The 26,278-nt window shown below is 73.7% G+C and carries 22 protein-coding genes and 1 pseudogene; 11 read left to right on the forward strand and 12 right to left on the reverse strand.

Annotated features, from left to right (window positions below):
- The first annotated feature begins 75 nt into the window (after window positions 1-75).
- The gene (locus IE241_RS21610) at window positions 76-2,010 is read left to right on the forward strand and encodes a helix-turn-helix domain-containing protein (RefSeq protein ID WP_190023435.1); all 1,935 of its coding nucleotides are present in this window, start codon (window positions 76-78) and stop codon (window positions 2,008-2,010) included.
- A gap of 239 nt (window positions 2,011-2,249) precedes the next feature.
- Here IE241_RS21610 and IE241_RS21615 read toward each other — a convergent pair whose 3' ends face one another.
- The 3 genes from IE241_RS21615 to IE241_RS21625 form a co-directional block, all read right to left on the reverse strand.
- Window positions 2,250-3,347 (reverse strand): IS701 family transposase, encoded by a 1,098-nt coding sequence (locus IE241_RS21615; protein WP_444545153.1) that lies wholly within the window; start codon window positions 3,345-3,347, stop codon window positions 2,250-2,252.
- Between the two features lie 335 nt (window positions 3,348-3,682).
- Entirely contained in the window at window positions 3,683-4,306 is a 624-nt protein-coding gene (locus IE241_RS21620; protein ID WP_190023437.1) for a LysE family translocator, read from the reverse strand.
- 76 nt (window positions 4,307-4,382) lie between these two features.
- Window positions 4,383-5,273: an NmrA family NAD(P)-binding protein gene (locus IE241_RS21625; protein WP_190023438.1), complete on the reverse strand. Its 891-nt coding sequence runs from the start codon at window positions 5,271-5,273 to the stop codon at window positions 4,383-4,385.
- A 182-nt stretch (window positions 5,274-5,455) separates the two neighbouring features.
- Here IE241_RS21625 and IE241_RS21630 point away from each other — a divergent pair, with 182 nt between their 5' ends.
- The gene (locus IE241_RS21630) at window positions 5,456-5,614 is read left to right on the forward strand and encodes a hypothetical protein (protein WP_190023439.1); all 159 of its coding nucleotides are present in this window, start codon (window positions 5,456-5,458) and stop codon (window positions 5,612-5,614) included.
- Window positions 5,615-5,697: 83 nt separating this feature from the next.
- Complete coding sequence (locus IE241_RS21635; protein ID WP_190023440.1) at window positions 5,698-6,564, forward strand: AraC family transcriptional regulator; 867 nt, start codon at window positions 5,698-5,700, stop codon at window positions 6,562-6,564.
- Between the two features lie 66 nt (window positions 6,565-6,630).
- Here IE241_RS21635 and IE241_RS21640 read toward each other — a convergent pair whose 3' ends face one another.
- The 8 genes from IE241_RS21640 to IE241_RS21675 all read right to left on the reverse strand — a co-directional run bounded on the left by IE241_RS21640 (window position 6,631) and on the right by IE241_RS21675 (window position 14,576).
- The gene (locus tag IE241_RS21640) at window positions 6,631-7,446 is read right to left on the reverse strand and encodes a VOC family protein (protein WP_190023441.1); all 816 of its coding nucleotides are present in this window, start codon (window positions 7,444-7,446) and stop codon (window positions 6,631-6,633) included.
- A gap of 59 nt (window positions 7,447-7,505) precedes the next feature.
- Window positions 7,506-8,801, reverse strand: coding sequence for an MFS transporter (locus IE241_RS21645; protein WP_190023442.1), 1,296 nt, complete (start codon window positions 8,799-8,801; stop codon window positions 7,506-7,508).
- A gap of 22 nt (window positions 8,802-8,823) precedes the next feature.
- Complete coding sequence (locus IE241_RS21650) at window positions 8,824-9,522, reverse strand: class I SAM-dependent methyltransferase (protein ID WP_190023443.1); 699 nt, start codon at window positions 9,520-9,522, stop codon at window positions 8,824-8,826.
- Window positions 9,519-10,187 (reverse strand): serine O-acetyltransferase EpsC, encoded by a 669-nt coding sequence (gene epsC / locus IE241_RS21655; RefSeq protein ID WP_229899596.1) that lies wholly within the window; start codon window positions 10,185-10,187, stop codon window positions 9,519-9,521. The genes IE241_RS21650 and epsC overlap by 4 nt, the downstream gene beginning before the upstream one ends.
- Window positions 10,184-10,819 carry an NADPH-dependent FMN reductase gene (locus IE241_RS21660; RefSeq protein ID WP_190023444.1) on the reverse strand — a complete coding sequence of 212 codons (636 nt, stop codon included), beginning with the start codon at window positions 10,817-10,819 and terminating at the stop codon, window positions 10,184-10,186. The genes epsC and IE241_RS21660 overlap by 4 nt, the downstream gene beginning before the upstream one ends.
- Window positions 10,816-12,057 carry an ATP-grasp domain-containing protein gene (locus IE241_RS21665; protein WP_190023445.1) on the reverse strand — a complete coding sequence of 414 codons (1,242 nt, stop codon included), beginning with the start codon at window positions 12,055-12,057 and terminating at the stop codon, window positions 10,816-10,818. Before IE241_RS21665 ends, IE241_RS21660 begins: the two co-directional genes overlap by 4 nt.
- 111 nt (window positions 12,058-12,168) lie before the next feature.
- Window positions 12,169-13,257 (reverse strand): PLP-dependent cysteine synthase family protein, encoded by a 1,089-nt coding sequence (locus tag IE241_RS21670; protein WP_229899598.1) that lies wholly within the window; start codon window positions 13,255-13,257, stop codon window positions 12,169-12,171.
- A gap of 335 nt (window positions 13,258-13,592) precedes the next feature.
- Window positions 13,593-14,576: an AraC family transcriptional regulator gene (locus IE241_RS21675; protein WP_190023446.1), complete on the reverse strand. Its 984-nt coding sequence runs from the start codon at window positions 14,574-14,576 to the stop codon at window positions 13,593-13,595.
- 464 nt (window positions 14,577-15,040) lie between these two features.
- Here IE241_RS21675 and IE241_RS21680 point away from each other — a divergent pair, with 464 nt between their 5' ends.
- The 4 genes from IE241_RS21680 to IE241_RS21695 all read left to right on the forward strand — a co-directional run bounded on the left by IE241_RS21680 (window position 15,041) and on the right by IE241_RS21695 (window position 18,468).
- The gene (locus IE241_RS21680) at window positions 15,041-16,288 is read left to right on the forward strand and encodes a helix-turn-helix domain-containing protein (protein WP_268254419.1); all 1,248 of its coding nucleotides are present in this window, start codon (window positions 15,041-15,043) and stop codon (window positions 16,286-16,288) included.
- 101 nt (window positions 16,289-16,389) lie between these two features.
- Window positions 16,390-16,659 carry a hypothetical protein gene (locus IE241_RS21685; RefSeq protein WP_190023448.1) on the forward strand — a complete coding sequence of 90 codons (270 nt, stop codon included), beginning with the start codon at window positions 16,390-16,392 and terminating at the stop codon, window positions 16,657-16,659.
- A gap of 477 nt (window positions 16,660-17,136) precedes the next feature.
- The gene (locus IE241_RS21690) at window positions 17,137-17,274 is read left to right on the forward strand and encodes a hypothetical protein (protein ID WP_190023449.1); all 138 of its coding nucleotides are present in this window, start codon (window positions 17,137-17,139) and stop codon (window positions 17,272-17,274) included.
- Window positions 17,275-18,468, forward strand: a complete 1,194-nt coding sequence (locus tag IE241_RS21695; RefSeq protein WP_308433731.1) for a methyltransferase domain-containing protein — start codon at window positions 17,275-17,277, stop codon at window positions 18,466-18,468.
- A 12-nt stretch (window positions 18,469-18,480) separates the two neighbouring features.
- On the opposite strand, the gene IE241_RS21700 is transcribed toward IE241_RS21695, so the two are convergent.
- Window positions 18,481-19,629 (reverse strand): uroporphyrinogen-III synthase, encoded by a 1,149-nt coding sequence (locus IE241_RS21700; RefSeq protein ID WP_190023450.1) that lies wholly within the window; start codon window positions 19,627-19,629, stop codon window positions 18,481-18,483.
- A gap of 192 nt (window positions 19,630-19,821) precedes the next feature.
- On the opposite strand from IE241_RS21700, the gene IE241_RS21705 reads away from it, so the two are divergent.
- The 4 genes and pseudogenes from IE241_RS21705 to nirD all read left to right on the forward strand — a co-directional run.
- Window positions 19,822-22,017 (forward strand): molybdopterin oxidoreductase family protein, encoded by a 2,196-nt coding sequence (locus IE241_RS21705; protein ID WP_190023451.1) that lies wholly within the window; start codon window positions 19,822-19,824, stop codon window positions 22,015-22,017.
- The gene (locus IE241_RS21710) at window positions 22,014-23,318 is read left to right on the forward strand and encodes an NAD(P)/FAD-dependent oxidoreductase (protein ID WP_308433732.1); all 1,305 of its coding nucleotides are present in this window, start codon (window positions 22,014-22,016) and stop codon (window positions 23,316-23,318) included. Before IE241_RS21705 ends, IE241_RS21710 begins: the two co-directional genes overlap by 4 nt.
- Window positions 23,318-25,948 carry a nitrite reductase large subunit NirB gene (nirB, locus tag IE241_RS21715; RefSeq protein ID WP_190023452.1) on the forward strand — a complete coding sequence of 877 codons (2,631 nt, stop codon included), beginning with the start codon at window positions 23,318-23,320 and terminating at the stop codon, window positions 25,946-25,948. The genes IE241_RS21710 and nirB overlap by 1 nt, the downstream gene beginning before the upstream one ends.
- Window positions 25,945-26,271: pseudogene (gene nirD, locus IE241_RS34275) on the forward strand (nitrite reductase small subunit NirD); the annotation flags it as partial. The gene nirB and the pseudogene nirD, both read left to right, overlap by 4 nt.
- Window positions 26,272-26,278 lie beyond the last annotated feature (7 nt).

The raw sequence follows: 26,278 nt of genomic DNA on the forward strand, positions 1-26,278 counted from the left end.
AATCCGCTTACGTTCACCCGCGGGGGGACGCTTCACCTGAAGGGTCCGGAGAGAGACGACTCTGGGGGTACGGAGATGACTCGCGCCGTGCACTCCACCACGGCAAGTGCGATCACCGTGCTCAGACTGCTCGCCGAGGAGGCCCCGCCCGGCCGCTTCGAGGCCCTGGTCCGCGAGGCCCGCCGCAGCGGCCTCACCGGCTCCGCCCTCGCCGAGCTCGAACAGGCCACGGAGCTCGCCCTGGGCGTCCACGCGCTCTTCGGCCGGCACGAGCAGCGCGAGGCCGGGCTCACCGCGCTCGTGGACACCGCCCGCGACCTCACCCTCCCCTACGACCTGGACACCCTCCTCAAGGTCATCTCGCACCGGGCGCGCCGCCTCCTCAACTTCGACATGGCCTACATCGGCCTCCTCGACCCCGACGGCGAAAGCTCCTGCATCCGCGCCTCCGACGGCGACACCACCGCTCTCAACGTGGGCCTGCGCGTGGCCGGCGGGCACGGCCTCGGCGGCGTCGTCCACGGGCAGGCCGCGCCCTCCTGGACCGCCGACTACCTCGGCGACGACCGCATCCCCCACTCCGAGGAGATCGACGAGGTCGTCCGGGCCGAGGGCCTGCACGCCGTCATGTCCGTGCCCCTGCAGCACGGCGACTCCGTCTTCGGCACGCTCTACGGCGCCAACCGCAAGATCCGGCACTTCGCGCCCGACGAGATCGGGCTCATGCGCTCGCTCGCCGACCTCGCCGCCGTCGCCATCGAGAAGGCGCGCCTCCTCGACAGCGCCCGCGCCGAGGTCACCGAGCTGGAGCTGGACAGCTCCCGCGCCCGCACTTACCTGACGACCGAACGGCGCCTCGCGGACGTCCGCAGCCGGCTCATCGACCTCGTACTCGACGGCTGCGACCTGCCCGCCGTCGCCGCCGAGGCCGCGGCCGTGCTCGACGGCGCGCTGATCGTGCGCGACGCCGACGGGCGCACCCTCGCCGTCGTCGGCGACCCCGCCCCGCCCCCGCTCGACGAGGCCGACATCGCCAAGGCCGTCCTCGACGCCCACGCCGGGCGGGCGCCCGTCCGGGCCGGGGAGCGCGCCTGGGTCGCCTCCGCCGCGGCCGGGTCCGAGGCGCTCGGGGCGCTCGTGCTCGTCCCCGCGCAGCCGCCCACCGACAAGGAAGTGCGCCTGCTGCACTCCACCGCCCAGGTCTGCGCGACGCTGCTGCTCATCCAGCGCAACACGGCCCTCGTGGAGGGCCAGGTCCGCGACGAGCTCTTCGACGAACTCCTCTCCGGCCGCCGCCCGCTGTCGGCGCGGCTCGCCGACCGCGCACGGCGGCTCACCGTCGACCTCACCCAGCCGCACGTCGTGGTCGTCGCCCGGCCCGAGGGCGGGCCCCAGGGCCGGGCCGTCGTCTGGGCCTCCTCGTACGCCTACCGGATGTCCGGCCTCAAGAGCGTGCTCGACGGCAGCATCGTGCTGCTGCTGCCCGGCGGCGACGCCGGGGCCACCGCCAAAGCCGTCTCCGAGGAGCTCACGCCGCTCCTGCACCACCCGGTGACGGTCGGGGCGGCGGGGCCGGTGACGGGCGACGGCGCCGTCCACCAGGCCTACCAGGAGGCCCTGCGCTGCGTGGACGCCCTGACGGCCCTCGGCGACACCGGAGGCTACGCCTCGCCCGGCGAACTCGGCTTCCTCGGCGTGCTGCTCGCCGAGGACCACGACGTCGACGGCTTCGTCCACTCCGCGCTCGGCCCCGTCCTCGAATACGACATGCTCCGCCTGACCGAGCTCACCCACACGCTGGAGGTCTACTTCGCCTCGGGCAGCAGCGCGACGGCGGCGGCGGACGTCCTGCACGTCCACCCCAACACGGTCTACCGCCGCCTGGAACGCATCACGGAACTCCTGGGCCCGACGTGGCAGAAACCGGACCGCGCCCTGGAAATCCAGCTCGCGCTGCGGCTCCAGCGCACGAGGCACTTGCTGAGCCGGCGGCCGGGCGGCGACGCGTAGCCGCCGTCCGGCGGGGTGGGGGTGCGGGCGGGGCGCCCATCCCGGCTGCCGGGTCGGCAATCTCCTTCCGCCGCGGCGGCGAGCAAGCGATCACGACGTGTCCGGCGGTGCCGAGCGTGCCTGAGGCGGGTGCGGCACCGCCGGTTGCCACCGTGGGGGTTGAGCGCCGTTGCGGCGGGGGTGGGGGTGCGGGGCAGCACCCACGACCCCTGGGGTGGGCACCGCCGGCGTCGGCGCCGTCACGCGTACAGGGCCTCGCCCGTCAGGGCGTAGGCCGAGGTCAGGGACGAGACCGCGTACGCCGCCGAGGACAGGGTCATGTGGCGGTGCCAGCCCGGGAAAGAGCGGCCCTTGAAGTCGCGGAGGCCCACGCGCGCGCCGACCTCCTCGCAGTCCGCCGCCGTGTCATGGGCCAGACGGGCCAGCCGCGCCAGTTCGCCGACGGGCGTGCGGACCATGTCCGTCAGCCAGATCCGCTCGGGCGCGCCCTCCGGATCGCGCCACTCGCCCAGCAGCAGCCCGGGCCGCTGCCCGCCTGCCGGCAGGCGCCCGTGCCCCACCGGCAGTGTCACCGGCACCGCGGCCACCAGCCCCGCCCCCGCGATCCGGCGCCGCAGGCCCCGTACGCCCTGGAGGATCCGCAGGGCGGGGACGGGCCCCAGGCCGTGGCCCGGCAGCGCCGGTTCGGCCACGACCAGCCGCGTCGCGCCGCACACGCGGGCCAGCACCGGCAGGCCCGCCTCGGCGAAGCGCCGCACCGCGGGCCCGACCCGGGTCGTGGGCACGTCCAGCACGACGGGACGGCGCGGAAGCTTCCACTTCCGCAGGTCGTCGAGGACCGTGCCCGTCGCGCTCTCGTCCGCGGTCTCCTCGCGCAGCGCCGACGCGGGGATGCCGGCGCCCTGCTCGTCCGCCCCGTCGGCCCCGTCGGGCAGGAAGAGCCGCCAGTGCACCGGTACGGTCATCGCCCCGGAGGCGAGCCACACCCCGAACGCGCGCTGCGCGTTGACCGTCTCGCCCAGCTCCGGGTCGAACTGCCGCCGCACGCCGACCGAGTGCTCGCCCCGCTTGGGAATGATCAGCTGCCGTACGACCCAGGCGCGCGCGGGGGCGATGCCTTCCACGTAGTGGGCGAGGGCCTCGCGCAGCGGGTTCCAGTGCCAGGTGGAGCTGCAGATGAAGTGGTGCAGGCTCTGCTGGCCGCCGGGTGCGTCGACGGCGCCCGCGATGTTCTGGATGGTCTTGCGGCCGTTCGCGGCGAGCAGCCCGTGCAGATACTGCTCGCCCTTGCTGCGCTGGTCGCTGCGGCGCAGCGACCGGAACAGCGCCTCGGCCATCTCGGCGACGAGGTCGTCGGGGATCCCCGGCCCGGCCGCCGACACGGCCCCCGGCCCGGCGGCCCGCCCGGATCCCGGGCCGAGGCCCCCCGGCCCGCCCGCCGCCGGGAACCGCCCCCCGTGCCGCCCCCCATGCCGCAGCCCCGTCACCATCGCCGCCTTGTTCACGGCACTCCCCCTTATGCCTCGCACCACGGCAGCCGCAGCCGGCTGCACTGTCACGATGCCGCCGCGGGGGCGCCGCGGAGGAGGGGAGGCGTGCACACACTTCGGGCCGCGGGTGGTGAACGGTCTCCACACGCGGGGGTGGCCTCCTCCTCCCCCCGGCCGGCGGCTCAGGTCGTCGCGACCCGTACCGAGATGCCCGCCAGCACCGTCCCCATCACGTACCGCTGCATCCGCAGCCACCGCGGCCGCCGCCGCAGGAAGCCGGATATGGCACCGGCGCTCATGGCGATCAGGGCGTTGCCGGTGATGGCGACCGCGATCAGGGTGAGGCCGAGGACGAGGCTCTGCCCGGCCACGGAGCCCCGGTCGGGTTCGATGAACTGCGGCAGCACGGAGATGAAGAGGACGGCGATCTTCGGGTTGAGGAGGTTGGTGACCAGCCCCATCGTGAAGAGCTTGCGCGCCGGGTCCGGCGGCAGCGGCTTCGGGTCGAACGCCGAGACCCCGCCGGGCTTGAGGGTCTTCCACGCGAGGTAGGCCAGATAGCCGGCGCCGGCCAGTTTGAGGGCCGTGTAGACGGCGGGTACGAGGCTGAAGAGCGTGGCGAGGCCGGCGACGGCGGCCAGCAGGTAGACGAAGAAGCCCACCGCGACGCCCAGTAGGGAGACGAGCCCGGCCCGCCGCCCTTGCGTGATCGAACGGGACACCAGGTAGATCATGTTGGGGCCGGGGGTGAGGACCATGCCGAGTTCCACGGCGGCAATGCCCACCAGCGCCTGAGTGCTGACCATGCGACTCCTCCGGGAGTGTGGTGTGCCGGCGGCCGGCCGGCCGGACCGCGGGCCCGCCGACCGCCGGTGATCATGGTCATTCAACCCGGGCCCACGCCCCCGTCGCGGCGATTTTCGTGGCGTACGCACCGAAGTCGGCCGGCGCGCGGCCGAGGACGCGCCGCACCCCGTCGGCGGGCTCGGCCGTGAGGCCTGTGCGGTGCAGGGCGAAGAGCGCGTCGAAGGCGTTCGCGGCCGCCTCGGTCCAGCCGGCCGCGAGCAGTTCGGCGCGGTACTCCTCCGGCGTCAGCTCCACGTAGGCGATCTCCCGCCCCGCGGCGCGGGCCATCGTCGCGACGGCCTCGCCGAAGGTCAGCCCGCGCGGCCCGGAGACCTCGTACACGTCGTCGGTGTGCTCGGCGCCGGCGCGGGTGAGCAGCGCCGCCGCCACCTCGGCGACGTCGTCCGCGTCGACGAACGGCTCGGGCACGTCCCCGATCGGCAGCGCGAGACGCCCCTCGCGGAGCGGCCGCCACCACAGGTCCTCGCTGAAGTTCTGGTTGAAGTTGTTCGCCCGGACGACCGCCCACTCGGCGCCGGAGTCGCGGACGGCCTTCTCGGCGACGGCCATGCCCTGCCCGAAGTCCTCGCCGACATGGGCGATCCCGCGCCCGGAGAGGACGACGAAGCGCCGCACGCCCGCCTCGACGGCCTGCCGGGCGAAGACGGGCACGGCCTCGTACCCCTCGTCGGGGGCGATGAGGTAGACGGCCGAGACGCCCTTGAGGGCGGCGGCCCACGTGGCCGGTTCGGTCCAGTCGAAGCGCACCTCCCCGGACCGGGAGGCCGCCCGGACGGGCACACCGGCGGCGCGGAGGGTACGGACCACCCGGCGTCCGGTCTTGCCGGTGGCGCCGAGGACGAGGATGTCGGGGCGGGAGGCGGTGTTCTTCACAGGAGTCGTGTTCTTGGGAGCGGCGTTCGTCATGGCTACAGCCAATCCGCCGGGCACGGCGCCCACCATGGGCGACAGTCCGGGGTGCATGTCCGCGCGTATGAGCAGCAGAACGAGCGCCGGAGGAGGACAACGGCAGGTTCACGGAGGCTTACTACCTCTCCGCGCCCGCCTCCCCCACCACCGCTCGCGTCGCGCGGGAGTTCGTCAGCGCCGTGCTTCAGGCGACCGCGCGCACCTCGCTGGAGGACGGGCGGGGGCTCAGGCTCGTCAGAAGCCTCTCCGTCGATTCCGGGGTGACCCTCGTGTGGGACGAGCTGAATGTGGTCGGGAAGTGCGTGTGGTTCGAGCCGCGCGCGGAAGCGAGCTCGTAGTACTGACCGGACCGGGCACAGAATGTCGGGTCCGGCAGGATGCGGCCTTCCTAACGTGAGGGACGTAAGGGAAGGAGACCGAGGTGCTGGAGCGGCTGAACGAGGCCCTGGAACATATCGAGTCGCATCTCGATCAGCGGATCGAGGCGACCGAGCTGGCGCGGATCGCGGTGACGTCGGAGTACCACTTCCGCCGGATGTTCTCCGCGCTGGCGGGGATCTCTCTGTCGGAGTACATCCGGCGCAGGCGGCTCACCGTCGCCGGGGCCGAAGTGCTCGCCGGGGAGCGGACGCTGCTGGAGATCGCGGTGCGCTACGGCTACGGCTCGGGGGAGGCGTTCGCGCGTGCGTTCCGGGGCGTGCACGGTGTGGGGCCGCGTGAGGCCCGGCAGACCGGTGCCGCTCTGCGCTCCCAGCCTCGGATGTCCTTCCGTCTTGTTGTCGAAGGGAGTAGCAGCATGCGATACCGGGTCGTGGAGAAGGAGCAGTTCCGCGTGGCCGGCAAGAAGGTCCGTGCCCCTCTGGTCCATGAGGGGGTGAATCCGGTGATCGCCGATTTCATCCGGGGCATCGACCAGGAGACGATACGGCGCATCGCCGCCCTGTCCGATCAGCAGCCGGAGGGGATCGTAGGGGTGAGCGACGACCTCGACCCGAGCCGGGCGGAGGGAACCGAACTCGACTACTACCACGGCGTGGTGACCGGGGCCGACGTGCCCGCGGACTTGGACGCGCTCACCGTCCCGGCGGGGACATGGGCCGTCTTCGAGAGCTCCGGGCCGTTCCCGCAGGCGCTCCAGTACCTGTGGCGGGACGTGTTCACGCAGTGGTTCCCGTCCAACCCGTACCAGAGCAGGCCGGGCCCCGAAATCCTGCGCACCCGGCTGTCGCAGGACGCGGCACACGCGGACGCGGAGCTGTGGATCCCCGTGGAGCGGACTGCGGTCTGAGTCGGTGACGCGGCGGTGCCCGGCCCTGGGGCACCGCCGTGCCGGAGGAGCTCCGGACGCGCGTGGTCACCGCTCCGCCGTCAGCTCCGGCATCGCGCCCTTCGTCGTCTTCAGGTCGATGACGGCGAAGGCCGCGCCCTGGGAGTCGGTCAGGGCCGCGAAGCGGCCGAAGGGGCTGTCCATCGGGCCGAAGTGGAGTGCGCCGCCGCGGTCCCGTGCCGTGGCCACCGCCGCGTCGCAGTCGCCCACCGCGAAGAAGATCTGGATGTACGGCGGGATCTCCGGCGGGAACTCCTCGCCCATCGCCATGCGGCCGAGCACCGTTTCGCCGCCGAGGTCGAAGAGCTTGAAGTCGATCTGCTCGTCGTCGGCGTCCGCCTCGCCCTTCATGTGCTGCAGCCCGTAGGGGAAGACGGCCGGGAAGAAGGCGTCGGCCTGGCCGGGTTCGCGGGTGAAGACCTCTGCCCAGCAGTACGCGCCCGGCTCGCCGCGCTTCTGGAAGCCCTCGTGGGTGCCCGCCTGCCAGACGCCGAAGGTGACGCCGGAGGGGTCGCGGGCGAGGACCATGGTGCCGAAGTCGCCGACCGTCATCGGCTCCATCAGCAGTTCGCCGCCGGCCGCGCGGATCTTTCCCGCGGTGGCGGCGGCGTCGGGCGAGGCGAAGTACAGGCACCAGGCGGATGTGCCCTCCTGGCCCGGCATGGGGGGTACGACGGCGGCCACGGCCTTTCCGTCGGAGTACGCCTCGGTGTAGTTGCCGAACTCCGTCGCACTCTCGCCGAACGTCCATCCCAGGACGGCACCGTAGAAGTCCTTGGCCTTCTCGATGTCCGTGAACATCGCGTCGGCCCAGCACGGCATGCCCTCTGCTTGCGCGGCCATGGTTCCGGCTCCTTCCCAGCGATCAGCGAGCGATCCCCGAGCGTTCCCCCGATGCCACGCTAGCCATCCGCACCCGCGCCCGCACGAGGAGCACGAGGAGCCCGCAGGGCGATCAGCCCGACGATCGCCGCGGCGGCCACCGCGACCAGCCCGCACGCCAGGATTCCCGCCCTCGCCCCGTAGTGCTGGACGGCCCAGCCCACGACCGGGCCGCCGACAGGCGTCCCGCCCGTGTACACGAGCATGTACAGCCCCATGACGCGGCCGCGCATCGCGGGATCGGTGTTCAGCTGCACCAGGGAGTTGGCCGTCGTCGAGAACGTCACGCTCAGTAGCCCCACCAGCACCATCAGCGCCCCGAAGAGCCAGACGGACGGCGCCAGCGCCGTGACGGCCTCCAGGGCGCCGAAGGCGGCCGCCGTCCCCACCAGCACCACCGTGCGGCTGCTGCGGCGCCGCGCCGACATCAGCGCCCCGGCCAGGGCGCCCAGGCCGACCGCCGTCGTGAGGAAGCCGAACTCCTTCGCGCCGCCGTCGAAGACGTTGTACGCGAAGCCCGACAGCAGCGTGGGGAAGTTGAAGCCGAAGGTGCAGACGAAGCCGACCAGCACGATGGGCCGTACGAGCTCGGGATGCTCGCGCACATGCCGCAGACCCGCTCTGATCTGGCCCTTCTCGCGCGGCTGCGACGCCGTCGGGCGCAGCTCGCCGACCCGTACGGCCAGCAGCGAGGCGATCACCGCGACGTAGGAGAGCGCGTTGAGGGCGAAGGCCCAGCCGCTGCCGATGACGACGATCAGCGGTCCGGCGGCGGCCGGGCCGAGCAGCCGGGCGCTCTGGAAGTTCACCGCGCCCAGGCTGACCGCGTTGGCGACGCGCTCCGGCCCCACCATCTCGGGGACGAACGTCTGGATCGCCGGGTTGGCGAAGACGTTCATGAGGCCGAGCAGGAACGCGAAGACGTAGACGTGGGCGACCACGACGACGTCGGTCAGCGTCAGCACGGCGAGGGCGGCCGCGAGCAGGCCCATGGTGCCCTGCGTGGTCAGCAGGATCCGCCGCTTCGGGTACCGGTCGGCCACCACGCCGCCGAACAGGCCGAAGAGCAGCACCGGCAGGAACTGCAGAGCCGTGGTGACGCCCACGGCGAAGGTGCTTCCGGTGAGGTGGAAGACCAGCCAGTCCTGGGCGACGAACTGCATCCACGTACCGGAGTTCGAGATGAACTGGCCGAAGAAGAAGTAGCGGTAGTTGCGGACGGCGAGCGAGGCGAACATGCGGCTGCGCGGCTGCGCGGGCGCCGGTGCGGGGGCGGCCTCGGCGGGGCCGTGGCCCCCTCGGGACGGAGCGGTCATCGGTATCAGACCTTCGTACGGATCACGCGTCGCGGCGGGCAAGGACCAGCAGGTAGGCGAGGCCCGGCAGTTCTCTGCGCACGGTACGGACCGCGGTCACCGTGAAGCCGGCGCCGGCCAGCAGCTCCGTCGCCTCCCGCTCGTTGAACCAGCGCGACAGGCGGCCGTCCTCGGCGCGGTTCAGGACGCCCTCGGCGAGCTCCTCGGCGGTGGTGAACAGGCTGACGGCCAGCAGACCGCCGGGGCGCAGCCGCTGCCGCACGTTCGCCAGGTAGGGCGCGTAGTCCTCCGGGGCCTGGTGGTGGAGCACGCCGTTGTCGACGGCGGCGTCGAAGACGCGGTCGTCCGCCAGGTCGGCGAAGTTGCCGACCTCGAAGGCCGCCGCGGCGCCGTAGCGGCGGGCGATGTCGTCCCAGTCGGGGAGCCGTACGAGGTCGACGGCGGTGACCCGGTGGCCGGCGGCGAGCAGGAGCTCCATGTCCCGCCCGCGGCCCGCGCCGATGTCGATCACGGAGCCGCCCGGCGCCAGCTCCGTGCAGAGCAGCGGGACCAGCTCCCGCATCGCAGGCTCCTCGCTCCAGGAGTCCGCGCCGTCCTCGTAGCGGCGGACGAACGCCTCGCGCAGCACCTCGCGGTAGCCGGCGTGCTCCCCGGTGCCGGAGCCCGTACCCGTACCCGTACCCGTACCCGTACCCGTATCCGTTCCTGTGCCCGTGCTCACAGACCGCCTCGCTTCCTCTTCGCTGTCGCGTTCGTCGCCGCTTCCGTACCGGCCGCCGTCCGTGCCACGCCCGGCTTGCCCTTCGGGTGGACCTCGCTCTTCGGCGCCCACACCCGGCTCCCGGCCGGGACGTCGGCCGTCACCAGCGCGTGCGCGCCGACCAGGCTGTCGTCACCGATGCGCACCGGGCCGAGGACGGACGCTCCCGCCCCGACCACGACGCGGTCGCCGAGGGTGGGGTGCCGTCGCTCGCCCGGCAGCCGGTGCCGGTCCCGCCACCAGCCGACCGCGCCGATCGTGACCTGGTGGTAGAGGGTGACGTCGTCGCCGATCACGGCGTCCTCGCCGATGATCACGGCCGCGCCGTGGTCGATGAACAGCCGCCGCCCGACGCGCGCGCCCGGGTGGATGTCGACCCCGCCGGACAGGAAGCGGCCGATCAGCGACAGGACGCGCGCCGCGACCCGGTGGCCGCGCGCGTGCAGCCCGCTCGCCGGCCGGTGCAGCCACAGGGCCGGCAGGAAGGGGGCGAGCAGCGCTTCGCCGCGCGTGCGCACGGCGGGGTCGCGGTCGGCGACGACCTTCAGGTCCTCGCGGAGGAGGCGCAGACAGCGGGGCAGGAGCGAGGGGGAAGGGGAGGTGGACGGAGACGGGGAGGGGCTCACGCCGCCACCTCCGCAGTCGCCCCGGCAACCGCGCTGCCGGCCCCGGCCCCCGCACCCCGGCCCCGCATCGCCCGCGTGAACGCCGCCAGCTGGTCCGCCAGCTCCTCGCACCGCGCGTGCACCGGGCCCGTCAGGTCCAGGGCCCGGTCGCCGCCTCTCCCCGAGGGCGAGAAGTCCGCGGAGACCGTACTGACCTGCATCGGCACCGCCCAGCCCTCTAGCGCCTTCACGACCTGGCGCAGCTGTTCACAGGCGGTGGCCGAGCCGCGCGGCCCGCCGGCGTGGGAGACCAGGCCGACCGCCTTGCCCGCGAAGGCGTCGGACGGCAGGAGGTCCACGGCGTTCTTCAGCAGCCCGGAGTACCCGGAGTGGTAGACGGGCGTCCCGAGGACGAGCGCGTCGGCGGCGAGGACCGCCTCGATGAACTCGCGTGCCCGGCCCACGGGGTGGGGGGCCTCGCTCCAGTAGTGGTCGGGGTGGCTGCGCGGCAGGTCGAGCACGGCGAGGTCCGCGAGGCCGCTCTCGAAGCCGCGCTGTTCCAGGAGGCCGCCGATGTGCCCGACGAGGGCCCGGGTGTGGGAGCCGGCGCTCGGGCTCCCGGCGACGCACAGCACGTGCAGTCGGGCGGTCACGACGCACCCACCGTTACCTGCACCAGGTCGTGCGCCTCTTCCGCCGCCTTCCGCGCCTCCGCGGCCGTCGCCGCCGTGGTGATGAGGAAGCCGAGCCGGTCGAAGTTGTTCCGGGCCGGCCGCACCTCCTGTCCGGGCCGGGCGTGCAGCATCACCTCGGCCGTGCCGGGGGCCTGCCGTGCCGCGTCCGCGCCGATGCCGGCGAGTACGCCGGATGCGGGTGCGGTGATCGCCCGGATGCAGCCCACGCCGCGCACCGGGGCGGGTGACGGGCTGCCGCCGAGGGCGAGTTCGACGACGTCGTGGTAGATGTTCCGCTCCAGGACGTAATTGATCATCGTGGGGACGTAGCCGCCGATGAGCCGGCCGTTGATCTCGATGATCTGCGGCCCGTCCGGCCCGAGGACCACCTCGGTGTGGGTGTGCGCGCGGCGGACGCCGACGGCGGCGAGCGCGTCGGCGCACACGCGGACGACGGCCTCGCGCACGTCGTCGGCCAGCTCGGCGGGGAAGCAGCCGCCCAGCTCGACCGGGTGGGGCGCGGGGGCCAGCATGCGGTCCACGCAGCCGTACGGGGTGCTGACGCCGTCGACGGTCACCATCTCGCAGCTGACGACGGGGCCCGGGACGTACGCCTCCAGCAGCGCCACTCCGCTGCCGGCGACCCCGCGCCCGTAGGAGCGCGTGCCGGCGATGGCCTCCGCCAGCGCGGCGACCTCGGCGGCGTCGTTCGCGACACCGACGTGGAGCGAGCCGAAGCCGTCGGACGGCTTGACCACGACCGGGTAGCCGAGCTCCCCGGCCGCGGCCACGGCCTCCGCGACTGTCAGGGCCCGCCGGAAGGCCGGCTGCGGGACGCCCGCCGCGCCCAGGAGCTCGCGTACGGCGTGCTTGTCGCGCAGGCGCCGCATCACCGCGGCGCTCTCGAAGGGCAGGCCGAAGGCCTCGGCGACCTGTGCGGTGGCGGGCAGGTGGCCCTCGCTGAGGGCGAGCACGCCGTGCACGGGGTGCTTGCGGTGGAGCGTGCCGATGACGTCGAGCAGGGCGTCCGGGTCCGTGGTGGGGACTCCGGTGAGCAGCCGGGTCGGGATCTTCAGCGCCTCCTCGCCGCCTTCCGCGGCGAGGTAGGGGTCGAGGGAGTGGGCGACGAAGGTGACTTCGTGGCCGAGCGCGACGGCCTCGCTCACGACCTTGAAACCGGCTGTCGGGGTCGTCTCGACCAGGACCAGGTGGGCCATGTCAGCACCCCCCGCCGGTCGTTACGTCTTTCGTGGTCGTTACGTCTTTCGTGGTTGTCGTGCTTGTCGCGGATATCGCGGCTATCGCGTTCGCTGCGGCGGCGTGGCGCGTCATCGTCCGAGCTGCTCCCACTCCTCGGGCGTCCCGGCGTCGGGAAGCACGGTGACGACCGTCGCGGAGGGCGGCAGGGCGGCGGCCGTCTCCTTCGCGGCAAGCCAGTTGGCGGCGGCGGAGCTGCCGATGCGTAGGCCGGTCAGGTCGTGGAACTCCCCCATGGCGGCGAAGGCGCGCGGGTAGGAGACGGTGCGGTGCTCGACCTCGGCGTCGTGGAGCGTCACGAACGGCTGCCGGATGCCGTGCCCCATGCCGCCGGACCCGGCGTACTTGCGCTGCCCGTTCGGCGGCTGCTCGCTGCCGTACGGGAGCTCGGCGGGGGTGACGCCGACGGCCCGGACGGCGGGGAAGCGTGCGCGCAGCGCCCGCAGGACGCCGACGAGGGTCCCGCCGGTGCCGATGGAGGCCACCCAGGCGTCCGGGACGCGGCCGCCGAGCTGCGCGGCGAGCTCGGCACCGGTGGTGCGCTCCTGCAGCAGGGCGTTGGCGGGGTTGCGGTGCTGGTAGAGCAGGGTCCACTCGGGCTCGTCGGCGGCGATGCGCAGGGCCTCGCGCACCACGTCGAGGAAGCCGCGCTCCTTGTCGACGAGGTCGACGCGCGCTCCGCGGGCGGCGAGGGTGTCGAGCAGGCTGCGGGGGCTCGCCGAGGACAGGACGAAGCGGGAGCGGACGCCCAGCTCCGCGCAGAGCTGGGAGAGGGCGTTGGCGAGGTTGCCGCCGGAGTACTCCAGGACGCGGAGCTCGTCGAGCGGGCGGTCGCCGTGCTGCTGCAGGGCGCTGCCGAGCAGGGCGTAGGCGACCCGGTCCTTGATGGAACCGGCCGGGTTCTCCCACTCGCACTTGGCGAGCACGGCCGCGCCACCGTCCGGGCCGGGAAGCTCGATCAGCGGGGTGTCCCCGAGCTCCTGGCCGAACTTCGCGTAGAGCGGGTACCGCTCCTCCAGGGCCGTGTAGTCCACGGACGCCGTGGCCCCGTCGAGACTGCCGGGAGGGTAGGGCGCTTCCAGCGGTTCGTGGTGGGAGGGAAGCGATGAGGAAGGGGGTGAGGGGGGTGCGGGGTCGTTGATGTCGCCGGCTTTATCCACCGTCAGCCTCCCTGAGCGATTAACAAGTGAAGCAATCCGCAGCGCAGTTCATTCATAAGCACTTGATCGGGCAGCGCGATCACCCTAGGCGGAATGGCGACTTGTACTGCGGCGATTGTGATTGCCGTCACATTTCCACGGAAAAGATGGCTGATTGCTTTCGGCGGGTACGGCGGGTAGTGGCAGGTGGAAGAATGAATCGGACGCTCAAGTTCCGCTTTGTGCAGGGCAGTTGAATATCCCGGCGGCGTGGCCTGGCGCCGCCCGCCGACCGTAATTTCCGGCCACCTTCGCCGTATTCCTATGTTTGGGATCCGGGTAAGGATCCATTGGATTCAGCCCGCGAAAACCGGCTGATCAGCCGCTTTGTTTCCCGCGTTTCCCGAGTTCCCCGCCCGGTACGCGCTCGGGCTCACCCCCCGCACCCGCTTGAACGCCGTGCTGAACCCGAACGGATCGGCATAGCCCACCCGGCGCGCGACGGACGCCAGCGTGGCGCCGGGCTCGCCGAGCAGATCCACGGCCAGCGTCATCCGCCACTCGGTGAGGTACGCCAGCGGCGGCTCCCCGAGCAGCTCGTGGAAGCGCTTGGCGAACGTCGAGCGCGACACCCCCGCGACCGTGGCCAGCGAGGCCAGGGTCCACGCCCGGTCGGGGGCCTCGTGCATCGCGCGCAGGACGGGGCCCACGACCTCGTCCCCCAGCGCCCGGTACCAGGCGGGCGAGGCCGCCTCGGGCCGGTCGAACCAGTCCCGCAACGTGCACACCAGCAGCCAGTCCAGCAGCCGGTCCACCACGATCTGCCGCCCGGGCAGGCGCGCGGACAACTGCGACTCCAGATACCCGCGCATCGACGAGCAGTCGTGGTGGCCGTCCGGGACGACGAGCACGGGCGGCAGCACCTGCAGCAGCCGGCGCGGCACCTCCCCCGGCACGCGGTAGGCGCCCGCCATGAGCACCGTCCGCCCGTCCGCGCCCTCGCCGTCCACGCCCCCGTCGGCCGTGTCCGGGCCGCCGCCGTCCGCGTCCGGGCCGCCGCAGGACACCTCCCGCACCGGGCCCGCCGACCCTTCCGGCGAGGACGGGTCGTCCGTGAAGACGAACGGCTCCGGTCCGCGCACGATCGCCGTCTCGCCCGAGGTCAGCCGCCGCGGCCCGCCCTCCGCCGGAACGAGCCAGCCCTCGCCGCGCAGCGGTGCGCACAGGGTCAGGAAGGCGCCGTCGGTGAAGCGCAGGGCCCAGGGCGGCGACAGCACCGACCCTCCGAAGACCGCGCCGTTGGCGCGCACACCCCGCAACAGGTCATCGAAAGGGTCCATGGAGGGCACGATATGCGGCGCAACATGGGGGTGCCTTCCTATTTGCGGTGGCAGACGAACGTCTTGGTCCCGTCGTCGCCGGTCTGGATGACGGCACATGCACAGCCTTCCGGACACCGGGGCGGTGCGGCGTGGGCGCTTCGCTGCCGGTCCGGGGGGTAGTTGCAGACGGAGCAGTACCACGTGGGCTTGTACGGGTAGGTCACGTCCCACCACATGGGGTTGCGGCAGTGCGGGCACCTGACCAGAGGGGGGCCGTTCCGACCAGCGTTCATGGCGGCATGCTGCCCCAGCGGGCACGGCTTCGGGCCGGGTCCCGGAAGTTGTTCACCCGTTCGAGCCGCCACCCCGGTGCCGGCCACAGGGGGCACGGCTCGGCGGTGCCCAGGCCCCTGCAACCCCCTGCCTGCCGATGTCGGCTGCCCGTACGCTGCCCGTACACGTCGGCGTACGGAGGCGGTTCGGTGGACACCCTGGACTTTCCTGCAGAGTTGAGCACTGGCGAACGGATCCGGATTCTCAGGGAATCCCGCGGGATGAGCCGCGAAGTCCTCGCAGGCTTGTGCGGCCGGAAGGCGGACTGGCTCAAGAAGATCGAGACAGGGGAGCGGGAGCTCAATTCGCACTCGCTCCTGCTCAGGCTTGCTGCCGCGCTGCAGATCCCCGACCTGTCGATCCTGACCGGCGGTACCCCTGAGGTCGCCCAGCCGGTCCCCTTGGGACGGATCGATCACCCGACCATGCCCGCCATCTGGGCAGCCGTGATGAGCCGGAGCCTCGTGCCACTCACTGGCGGGGCCGACGTACAAGGCCTGCAAGGGCTGCAGGGCCGGGTGGAGCAGACCTGGCGCCTGTGGCACACGTCCGGACGCAACCGCACCGAAGTGGGAGCGCTGCTCCCCGCGCTCATCCGGGATGCCGAGACCGCCGCCCGCACTCTGGAAGGGGCGCAGCGACGCACCGCTCTCGTCGCTCTCTCCGACGTGTACCGGCTGACCGGGCAGGCGACGGCCTACATCGCGCCGGCCGAACTCGCCTGGGTCGTCGCGGACCGCGCACTGGCCGCGGCTCAGCGGGCCGACGACCCTGCCGCGATCGCCGCTGCGGCGTGGAACATGGGCAACATCCTCCGCGAGACCTCGTACCCGGAGGAGGCGCTGAGGGTCGTAACAGAGGCCGCGGACCTCATCCGGCCCCATCTCGACGGATCCCCCGACGACTGGCGGGGGATCTACGGAGCGCTGCAGTTGCATGCCGCGGTGACCTGCGGCCGTGAAGGCCGCAAGGGGGACGCGTGGCGGTACTGGGACCGCGGGGACCAGATCGCCAAATCGCTGCCCGTCGCGTACGTGCACCCGAGCACGGTATTCGGGCGGGCCAATGTGGATTTCCACGCCGTTTCCGTGGCCACGGACCTTCGGGCGTCCGGGGAGGCACTGTCGCTTGCCGATGACATCGACCCCGACGTGATGCCGTCGGCGGAGCGGCGCGCCCGCCTGTGGGTGGAGGTGGCGCGCGGACACCTCCTGCGCGGTGACCGGACGGCGGCTCTGCACGTGATGAAGCTCGCCCACGGGATCGCCTCCGAGACGGTGGCGTACACCCCGTCCGCCCGCGGCATCGCGGCAGACCTGTGGCGTACGGCGCCACGTGCTCTGCGCGGGGAGGCGGGGCGCTTGGCGGAGGCGGTCGGCGTGACAGCCGCGCTCTAGAGGGACAGCCCCTGTGAGGGGGACAGATTGTCCCCCTCACCCTCCGGCTGCCGCCCTACGGTCACTGACTGCCGGCGGAGGATCTGCAGTCAGGGGTTTTCATGCACAACGTGGACCAGTGCCACGCGTCTCTCCGGAAAGGGGGCACGGCGACGCGTGACGTGAGCACAGGCGAGATCCGTGTTCCGCTCGCCCTCTTCATCCGGGACGAGCAACAGGGCGCGGTCGAACTCGTGTTGAGCGGCATCGAAGCGGCCGGATTTCATGCCTTGATCGGAAACCTGCTCTCAGGCGGTACAGCCGCCGAAGGGACTCTCTTGTCAGCACGCCTGGCCGACGTCAATCGCCGCTCCTCGGGCGGTGGACTGTGACCAAGCACCCCGAGCAAACCGGAGACAAGACCATCCCCCTGGCGTCATGCCTGAAATGCACGGCGCTGGTGGTCAGGGGCGTAGCGGCGCGGCGACAGGGGCCGGACGCGGTCAAGGCAATCGAAGCCCGGCGCCGTCAACACGTCAGCGAGGCACACCGATGACCTCCCCCCGTCCGGCCTTCCCCCTCGCCCCGGGCCCTCTCGCCAACCGGCCCGGCGCAGGCCCCTGCTGCGCAGAGGCGAAACGGATCGTGGACCAGTACGCCGAGGCCTGGGCAAGAGGCGAGCGAGACGCGTACAGGCTCGGCCTGTCGCCGGCAGCGGCGCACCGCCGTTGGCCGGGCCACGGCGAGCCGGACCGCACTCGGCGCGCCCGCCCGGGCGGCACCACCCGCACGGCGGCGGGACCGTCCCGTGCCGATACAGCTGATCACCGGGCGGGATCGTCCCGCGCCCGTACACCGAAGGAGCGTCGATGACGAAGCGATGGCACACCATGGCCGACGGCGGTAACCCGCAGGACGACAGCGACAGCGGCAACAAGCACGGCGGCGCCGGCTCCGACGAGGGCGGTAACACGAATGACGGCAGCGGTCCGGCGGACGGCAGCTGAGTGAGCGCGCAGGAGCAGGCGATCGAGGAGGCGGGCCCCCGGCGGCTCGCCTCCGCTCTGATGGAATCGGGCGCCCTGACGCCCGACTGGCTGCCCGCGTTCGAAGCGGTCCGCCGGGACGGCTTCGTCCCTGACCGGCTGTGGCCCGGCCGGGCGAGCGGCACCGTTCAAGGCGACTGCATCGACCGGTCGGCGGACCCGGACGCGTGGTGGGACTCGGTCTACTCCGACATCCCCCTGACCACGCAATGGGACGACGGCTCGCACACGGGCACGGGCAAGGGACGTTCCCCCACGTCCTCGAACTCGATGCCGAAGATGGTGTTCTCCATGCTGGGCGCCCTGAGCGTGGAGCCGGGGAACGAGGTTCTTGAAGTCGGCACCGGGACGGGCTGGAACGCGGCGCTCCTCGCCCACCGCCTCGGGCCGGAGAACGTCGTCACCGTCGAGGTCGACCGGGCCGGCGCCGACGAGGCCCGGCGCCGGTTCGGGGCGTTCGGCCTCACGCCTCTCTCGGTCGTCGGCGACGGCGCCCAGGGGTACGAGCCGCGCGCACCGTACGACCGCATCATCGCCACCTGCTCGATCGCCGAGGTCCCGTACGCGTGGGTCGGGCAGTCGCGCCCCGGTGCGGTCATCGTCGCGCCGTGGGGCCCGGCATACGGCGGTCAGGGCATCGTCCGCCTGTCGGTCGCCGAGGACGGCAGGACGGCGAGCGGCCCGTTCGTGATGTCCTCCGCGTTCATGCGGCTGAGAGGCCAGCGCGAGACCTTCCCGCCCCGTGCCGCGTACCCGGGTAGCGACCGGCCCGCATCCGGTTGCCGGAGGGTCTCACCCCTCTCACCCGACGACATGGGCGACTGGATCCACATGTTCACGATCGGGGTGTGCGCCCCGGGCCTCTTCTGCCGCGTGGAGAAGAGGGACGGTGGCGCCTACCGGCTGTGGCTGTTCGACATGGCGGTGACATCGTGGGCGACCGCGGACTACGAGAAGGGCCGCACCGAGTTCGACGTGGCCGAGTCCGGCCCCCGCCGCCTGTGGGCCGAGGTCGAGCAGGTCATGGACTGGTGGTACGCGAACGGCCGCCCCGGCTTCGGGCGGTACGGGCTCACCGTCACGCCCGAGGGCCAGTCCGTCTGGCTGGACGCTCCGGAGAACGTGGTGCCGACGGTGAGGAGCAGCCTGGCTTGACCAAGGGCGGCGTCACCCCTCCACCACCAGCCGGTACCCCCGCTTCGGCACCGTCCGTATCAGGCCCGCATGCGCGCCCAGCGCACCCCGCAGCCGGCCCACCGCCGCCTCCACCGCGTGTTCGTCCGCCTGTGCGTCCGGCCAGACGCGGCGCAGGAGTTCGCTCCGGCTGAGGACCCGGCCCGGGTGTTCGGCGAGGGTGCGCAGGATCGCGGCCGGGAGCGGGGGGAGCCAGATGGGTTCGGTGCCGCCGCCGGCGATGAGGGCGGTGCCCTGGAGGACGAGGCCGTGGGGGCCGTCGCGCAGGACGCGGCGGTCGCGGGCCGGGAGGATCTGGGTCAGGGTGCGGACGAGGGCGCCGAGGCGGCCGCGTTCGGGCTGGACGGTGGGGACGCCGGCGTCTTCCAGGGGGCGGGCGCAGACGGAGCCGACGCACACGGGCAGGACGGGGCCCCGCAGCGCGTCGAGGAGCTGCGCCGCCAGGCCGGCCTCGCGCGCGCAGGCCAGGAAGAAGTCGATGGCCGGTGCGCTGGTGAAGGTCAGGGCGTGCACTTCGCGGCGTACGGTCTGCTCGACGAGGCGCCGGGCCGCGCCCGGGTCCTCGGGCCGCGTCCACCGGTACACCGGCACTTCGATGACCTCGGCGCCGCGTGCGCGCAGGGCGTCCGCGAAGCCCGGGAGGGGCGCGCCGTGCTCCTGGACGGCGATGCGGCGGCCGGTGAGCTCGCGGGCGAGGAGCCAGGCCAGGAGCTCGTCGCACGCTTCGGAGCCGGGGGAGTAGGTCTCCTCCAGGCCGCTGGCGCGTACGGCGCCGGTCGCCTTGGGGCCCCGGCTGAGGACTTCCGCGCCCCGGCAGGCCCCGGCGAGCCCCGCGGCGTGCCCCCAGCCCTCGGCGGCGCTCATCCAGCCGCGCCAGCCGACGCCGGTGGTGGCGACGACGTAGTCGAGCGGGGCGGTGAGACAGCGTTCGGTGGCGCGGCGCAGGGCCACGTCGTCGTCGAGGGGGACGATCCGCATCGTGGGGGCCTCGACGACCCTGGCTCCCCTGCGCCTGAGCAGGGCGGTCAGTTCGTCGCGCCGACGGTCCGCGGTGACGCCGACGACGTAGCCCGCGAGCGGGCCGGGGGCTGGGGGTGTGGGGGGAGAGGTGCCGGTTCCCATGGTGCGCATGTTCGGGCGACGGGGTTTCGGCGCCGTTGCGCGCCTGTCACGCGGGGGTAAGGGAAGACGTCCGGGAGGTTACGGCGCATGTCGTACGGCCGACATCGCCTGCCCGGCCGTGTGAACGGCATGTACCGCGCGGGCAACATCGCCGACGCGGCTGCGTAACGCCCCGGCCCGATCCTCGGTGCCATGACGACGACCGGCACCGACCCCGCCAGGGCCAGCGACCCCGCCAGGGCCGGCGACCCCGCCAGGTCCACCGCCACCCACTGCCCTTACTGCGCCCTGCAGTGCGGCATGCGGCTGCGGCCCCTGCCTGCCGGCGGGCCGGAGCCGGTCGAGGTCCTGGAGCGGCCGGACTTCCCCGTCAACCTCGGAGCCCTGTGCGGAAAGGGCCGGTCGGCCGCGGCCGTCCTGCGTCGCGGTGCCCGCCTCACCGAGCCCCTCGTCCGCGACGCCGGTGCCCGGGACAAGCCGCTCCGCCCCGCCTCCTGGGACGAGGCCCTCGACCGCGTGGCCGCAGGCCTCACGGCGGCCCGGCGGCAGTACGGCCCGGACGCCGTCGGCGTCTTCGGCGGCGGCGGGCTGACGAACGAGAAGGCCTACCTGCTGGGCAAGTTCGCACGCGTCGCCCTGCGCACGGCGAACATCGACTACAACGGCCGCTTCTGCATGTCGTCCGCGGCGGCCGCGCACCGCCGGGCGTTCGGCATCGACCGCGGCCTGCCGTTCCCGCTGGCGGACGTCGCCCGTACGGACTGCGTGATCCTGGTCGGCTCCAACCCGGCCGAGACGATGCCCCCGGCGCTGCGCCACTTCCGCGAGCTGCGCGAGAACGGCGGCCGGCTGATCGTCGTCGACCCGCGCCGTACGCGCACCGCCGAGCTGGCCGACCTGCACCTGCAGCCGCTCCCCGGCACCGATCTCGCGCTCGCCCTCGGCCTGCTGCACCTGCTGATCGCCGACGGCCGGCTCGACAAGGACTTCATCGCCCGCCGTACGACCGGCTTCGCGCAGGCCCGCGCCGCCGCCATGGCGCACTGGCCGGAGCACGTGGAGCGGCTGACGGGCGTGCCGGTCGCCCGACTGGCCGCTGCAGCAGCCATGTTCGGGGACGCCGCGAAGGGCATGGTGCTGACCGCGCGCGGCCCCGAGCAGCAGAGCAAGGGCACGGACACCGTCAGCGCCTGGATCAACCTGTGCCTGGCGGCCGGCAAGGCGGGCCGCCCCGGGTCCGGCTACGGCTGCCTCACCGGCCAGGGCAACGGCCAGGGCGGCCGGGAGCACGGCCAGAAGGCCGACCAGCTGCCCGGCTACCGCTCCATCACCGACCCCGCGGCCCGCGCCCACGTGGCCGCCGTGTGGGGCGTCGACCCCGCCGCCCTGCCCGGGCCGGGGCGCAGCGCCTACGAACTCCTCGACGGCCTCGGCCGCGACGGCGGCGCCCGCGCGCTGCTGCTCATGGGCTCGAACCCCGTGGTCTCGGCGCCCCGTGCGGCCCACGTGACCGAGCGGATCCGCGCGCTGGACTTCCTCGCCGTCAGCGACGTGGTCCTCTCCGAGACGGCCCACCTGGCCGACGTGGTCCTGCCGGCCACCCAGTGGGCGGAGGAGACCGGCACGACGACGAACCTGGAGGGACGGGTGATCCTCCGCCGCAAGGCCGTCGACGCCCCGGAGGGCGTCCGCAGCGACCTCGCCGTCCTGCACGGGCTCGCCGCCCGGCTCGGCGTGCCCGGCGGCTTCCCCGAGGACCCGGAGGAGGTCTTCGAGGAGCTGCGGCGCGCCTCGGCGGGCGGGCAGGCGGACTACGCGGGCATCAGCTACGACCGCATCCGCGACGAGGACGGCGTGTTCTGGCCGTGCCCCGGCGAGGACCACCCCGGCACGCCCCGCCTCTTCCTGGACCGCTTCGCCACCCCCGACGGCCGGGCGCGCTTCGCCGCGGTGTCGCACCGGCCCGCCGCGGAGGAGCCCGACGGCGACTACCCGCTGTTCCTGACGACGGGCCGCGTCGTCTCCCAGTACCAGAGCGGCGCCCAGACCCGGCGCGTCGACGAGCTCAACCGGGCTGCGCCGGGCCCCTTCGTGGAGCTCCACCCCGCCCTCGCCCGCCGGCTCGGGGTGGGGGAGGGCGAGCTGCTGGCCGTCAGCAGCAGGCGCGGGCGGGCGGTCGCCCCGGCCCGCGTCACCGACACCATCCGGCCCGACACCGTCTTCATGCCCTTCCACTGGGGCGGCGCGGGCCGCGCCAACTCCCTGACGAACCCGGCCCTCGACCCGGTCTCGCGCATGCCCGAGTTCAAGGTGTGCGCGGTGCGCGTCGAACGGGCCGCCTCCGCCTCTGCCGCTACGGAGACGGCCGCTACGGAGACGGAACGGTGACGCGCCGGATCGCCGTCGTCGGCGCGGGCATGGCCGCGGCCCGGTTCGCCGAGCGGTTCCGGCTCCTCGGCGGTGACGCGGAGGTGACGCTGTACGGAGCCGAGCCGTGCGCCCCGTACAACCGGGTGCTGCTCGCCGACGCCCTCACGGGGCGGTACGCCACGGACGACCTGACGTCCGACCTGGCGCTCGACCTGACGCTGCCGTCCGGCGACGCCCGGCTGCGGACGGACTGCGCGGTGACGGGGCTCGACACCGTCGCCCACACCCTGCGGCTGGCGGACGGCGAACAAGTCCCGTACGACGAGCTCGTCCTGGCGACCGGCGCCGAGCCGGTGCTGCCGCCGGTCGACGGGCTGTGCGGTCCCGGCGGCCGCCCGCGCCCCGGGGTGCACGTGCTGCGGACCGCCGCCGACTGCCGCGGCCTGGCCGGCGCGGCCGCACACGCCCGCCGCGCCGTGGTGATCGGCGGCGGCGTGCTCGGGGTGAGCGCGGCCCGCGCCCTGGCCGCCCGGGGCCTGCCGGTGACGCTCGTCCACCGGGCCGGCCACCTCGTCGAACGCGACCTGGACGGCGCGGCGGGCGAGATCCTGCGCCGGGGCCTCGCGGAGCTGGGCGTCGAGGTCCGTACGGGCAGCGTGGCGCGGGAGGTGCGAGCCGGCACCCCGGTCGGCGCCGGACGTACGGGCTTCCCGCCCCCCTCCGCATTCCCCTCCACCGCCCCGAGCGCCGTCGCCGCCGTCCGGCTCGCCGACGACCACGTGCTCGACGCCGACCTCGTCGTCGCCGCCTGCGGCGTCGCGCCCCGCACCGCGCTCGCCCGCACCGCCGGCCTGCCCGTGCGCACCGGAGTCGTCGTCGACGACCGGCTCTCCTGCGCCCCGGACGCGTACGCGATCGGCGACTGCGCCGAGCACCGCGGCACCGTCCACGGCACGGCCGTCGCCGCCTGGGACCAGGCCGACGTGCTGGCCGCCCGGCTCTCCGGCGCCGCCCCGGACGCCGTGTACCGCGGCTCGCGCCCGTACACCCGGCTGACGGCCGGACCCCTGGCGTACGCGGCGTTCGGCGAGACCGGACCCGAGGACCCCGGGCCCGGGACCCCGGGGGTCGACGTCCTGCGGCTCGCCGACGCGACCCGCGGCTCGTACAAGAAGCTCCTGCTGCGCGGCGACCGGATCGTCGGCGGCATCCTCCTCGGCGACCCGGCTGCGGCCGCCGCCCTGATCCGCGCCTACGAGCGGGACGAACCCGTAGTCACGGATCCCCTGTACCTGCTCACGGCCCAAGGAGCCTGCTGATGACGGAACAGCCTGCGGACCGGACGGCGAAACAAACGGCGGACCGGACGCCGAAACGCCTGGTCCTGATCGGCCACGGCATGGTCGGCCAGCGCTTCCTGGAAGCCCTGACGGAGCGCACCGCGGAGTGGCAGGTGACCGTCCTCGCCGAGGAGCCGCGGCCCGCGTACGACCGCGTCCACCTGACCTCCTGGTTCTCCGGCACCTCCGCCGAGGAGCTCTCCCTGTGCAGTGCGGGGTTCCTGGCGGAGCACGCCGTCGACCTGCGGCTCGGCGACCCGGCCGCCGCCGTCGACCGGGACGCGCGGACCGTCACCACCGCCTCCGGCCGCACCTTCCCCTACGACGCCCTGGTGCTGGCCACCGGCTCGTACCCCTTCGTGCCGCCCGTCCCCGGGCACGACGCCCCCGGCTGCCACGTCTACCGCACCATCGAGGACCTGGAGGCCATCCGGGCGGGCGCCGGCTCGGCCCGGACCGGCGCGGTCATCGGCGGCGGTCTGCTCGGCCTGGAGGCCGCGGGCGCGCTGCAGGCCATGGGGCTGGAGACCCACGTCGTGGAGTTCGCGCCCCGGCTGATGGCGCTCCAGGTGGACGAGGGCGGCGGCGCCGTCCTGCGCCGGAAGATCGAGGAGCTCGGCGTCGCCGTGCACACCGGCGCCGGCGCCCAGCAGGTCGACACCGGCGACGACGGCCGGGCCCGCGGCCTCACCCTCTCCGACGGCACCGCGCTCGCCGCCGACCTGGTGATCTTCTCCGCGGGGGTGCGCCCGCGCGACGAGCTGGCCCGCGCCTGCGGCCTGCCCGTCGGCGAGCGCGGCGGCATCGTCGTCGACGAGCACTGCCGTACGGCCGACCCCGCGGTCTTCGCCGTCGGCGAGTGCGCGCTCGCCTCCGACGGCCGCGTGTACGGGCTCGTGGCGCCCGGCTACGCCATGGCCGAGACCGCCGCGCGCCGGCTCTCCGGCGGCGAGGGCTCCTTCACCGGCGCCGACACCTCCACCAAGCTCAAGCTCCTCGGCGTCGAGGTCGCGAGCTTCGGCGACGCGCACGGCACCACCCCGGGCGCCCTCGACGTGCTGTACTCCAGCAGCCGCGACGGCGTGTACAAGAAGCTGGTGATCGGTGCCGACGGCGCGCTCCTCGGCGGCGTGCTGGTCGGCGACGCGGAGGCGTACGGCCTGCTGCGCCCCCTCGCTGCGAGCGGTGCGCCGCTGACCACCCCGCCCGAGCAGCTCGTGCTGCCCGCCTCCGCCGGAGCGGCCGCCGCCGGGCCGGTGGTCCTGCCCGACGACGCGGTCGTGTGCTCCTGCCACCACGTCACCAAGGCCGCGGTCAGGGAGGCGGTACGGGACACCGGCTGCACGAGCGTGCCCGACGTCAAGAAGTGCACCAGGGCCGGTACGGGCTGCGGCAGTTGCCTCAAGATGCTCGGCACCATCGTCACCGACGAGCTCGCGGCGACCGGCGCCGAGGTCGCCCGCGGCCTGTGCGAGCACTTCGACCGCACCCGCGCCGAGCTCTACGAGATCATCCGCGTCAAGGGCATCGACGGCTTCTCGCGGCTCATCGACGAACACGGCACCGACCCGCGGCGGTCCGGCGAGGGCTGCGACGTCTGCAAGCCCGTCGTCGCCTCGATCCTCGCGAGCCTCGGCAACGGCCACATCCTCGACGGCGAACAGGCCGCCCTCCAGGACACCAACGACCACTTCCTGGCCAACCTGCAGCGCAACGGCTCCTACTCCGTCGTCCCGCGCGTCCCCGGCGGCGAGATCACCCCCGAGGGCCTCATCACCATCGGCGAGATCGCCCGCGACTTCGGCCTCTACACGAAGATCACCGGAGGGCAGCGGATCGACCTCTTCGGCGCGAGCGTCGACCAGCTCCCGCGGATCTGGCAGCGGCTGGTCGACGCCGGCTTCGAATCCGGGCACGCCTACGGCAAGGCCCTGCGGACCGTGAAGTCGTGCGTGGGGGAGACCTGGTGCCGCTACGGGGTACAGGACTCCGTCGGCCTCGCCATCGAACTGGAGCTGCGCTACCGCGGGCTGCGCGCCCCGCACAAGCTGAAGTCCGCGGTCTCCGGCTGCGCCCGCGAGTGCGCCGAGGCGCAGAGCAAGGACTTCGGCGTCATCGCCACCTCCGACGGCTGGAACCTCTACGTCGGCGGCAACGGCGGCGCGAGCCCGCGCCACGCCGACCTGCTCGCCTCCGGCCTCGACCGCCCCGCCCTGATCCGCACGATCGACCGTTTCCTGATGTTCTACATCCGCACCGCCGACCGCCTGGAGCGCACCGCCCCCTGGCTCGAACGCCTCGACGGCGGCCTCGGCCACCTGCGCGCCGTCGTCATGGACGACGCCCTCGGCATCTGCGCCGACCTCGACGAGCTGATGGCACGTCACATCGAGACGTACGAGGACGAGTGGGCCGCCACCCTCGCCGACCCCGAACGGCTGCGCCGCTTCGCCTCCTTCGCCAACGCCCCCGGCACCCCCGACCCGACCGTCCGCTTCGTCCCCGAACGGGGCCAGATCCGCCCTGCCCTGCCGCACGAGCACGAGCAGGGGCAGACCGACGGGGCGCCGGTGATCGCCGGTGCCCGGCTGGAGGTGCGTACACGATGACGACGACCGTGGAGATCTACGACGGAACGGGCTGGCAGCCCGTGTGCGAGTGGGACGGGCTCGTCCCCGGGCGCGGGGTCGCGGTGCTGGTCGGCGACCAGCAGGTGGCGGTTTTCCGCGACCGCGCCGGGGAGGTGTACGCCGTCGGCAACCGCGACCCCTTCAGCGGCGCGCACGTCCTCTCGCGCGGCATCCTCGGCAGCCGCGACGGCGTGCCAGTGGTGGCCTCGCCCATGTACAAGCAGGCGTTCTGCCTGCGGACGGGCGCCTGCCTGGACGAGCCGCTGGCACCGGACGGCAGCGACGCGGCGGTACGGGTGTGGCCGGTGC

This window comes from Streptomyces hiroshimensis (assembly GCF_014650335.1).
Lineage (GTDB): Bacteria > Actinomycetota > Actinomycetes > Streptomycetales > Streptomycetaceae > Streptomyces > Streptomyces hiroshimensis.

Excerpts from the sequence above, each read along its gene's own strand:
- IE241_RS21675 (WP_190023446.1), bottom strand. The coding sequence starts at position 14,576 with ATGGACCCTTTCGATGACCTGTTGCGGGGTGTGCGCGCCAACGGCGCG.
- IE241_RS21700 (WP_190023450.1), bottom strand. The coding sequence starts at position 19,629 with ATGGGAACCGGCACCTCTCCCCCCACACCCCCAGCCCCCGGCCCGCTC.
- IE241_RS21620 (WP_190023437.1), bottom strand. The coding sequence starts at position 4,306 with ATGGTCAGCACTCAGGCGCTGGTGGGCATTGCCGCCGTGGAACTCGGC.
- IE241_RS21690 (WP_190023449.1), top strand. The coding sequence starts at position 17,137 with ATGACGAAGCGATGGCACACCATGGCCGACGGCGGTAACCCGCAGGAC.
- IE241_RS21665 (WP_190023445.1), bottom strand. The coding sequence starts at position 12,057 with ATGGCCCACCTGGTCCTGGTCGAGACGACCCCGACAGCCGGTTTCAAG.
- IE241_RS21705 (WP_190023451.1), top strand. The coding sequence starts at position 19,822 with ATGACGACGACCGGCACCGACCCCGCCAGGGCCAGCGACCCCGCCAGG.
- IE241_RS21615 (WP_444545153.1), bottom strand. The coding sequence starts at position 3,347 with ATGGCCGAGGCGCTGTTCCGGTCGCTGCGCCGCAGCGACCAGCGCAGC.
- IE241_RS21625 (WP_190023438.1), bottom strand. The coding sequence starts at position 5,273 with ATGACGAACGCCGCTCCCAAGAACACGACTCCTGTGAAGAACACCGCC.
- IE241_RS21685 (WP_190023448.1), top strand. The coding sequence starts at position 16,390 with ATGCACAACGTGGACCAGTGCCACGCGTCTCTCCGGAAAGGGGGCACG.
- IE241_RS21640 (WP_190023441.1), bottom strand. The coding sequence starts at position 7,446 with ATGGCCGCGCAAGCAGAGGGCATGCCGTGCTGGGCCGACGCGATGTTC.
- IE241_RS21645 (WP_190023442.1), bottom strand. The coding sequence starts at position 8,801 with ATGACCGCTCCGTCCCGAGGGGGCCACGGCCCCGCCGAGGCCGCCCCC.
- IE241_RS21610 (WP_190023435.1), top strand. The coding sequence starts at position 76 with ATGACTCGCGCCGTGCACTCCACCACGGCAAGTGCGATCACCGTGCTC.
- nirB (WP_190023452.1), top strand. The coding sequence starts at position 23,318 with ATGACGGAACAGCCTGCGGACCGGACGGCGAAACAAACGGCGGACCGG.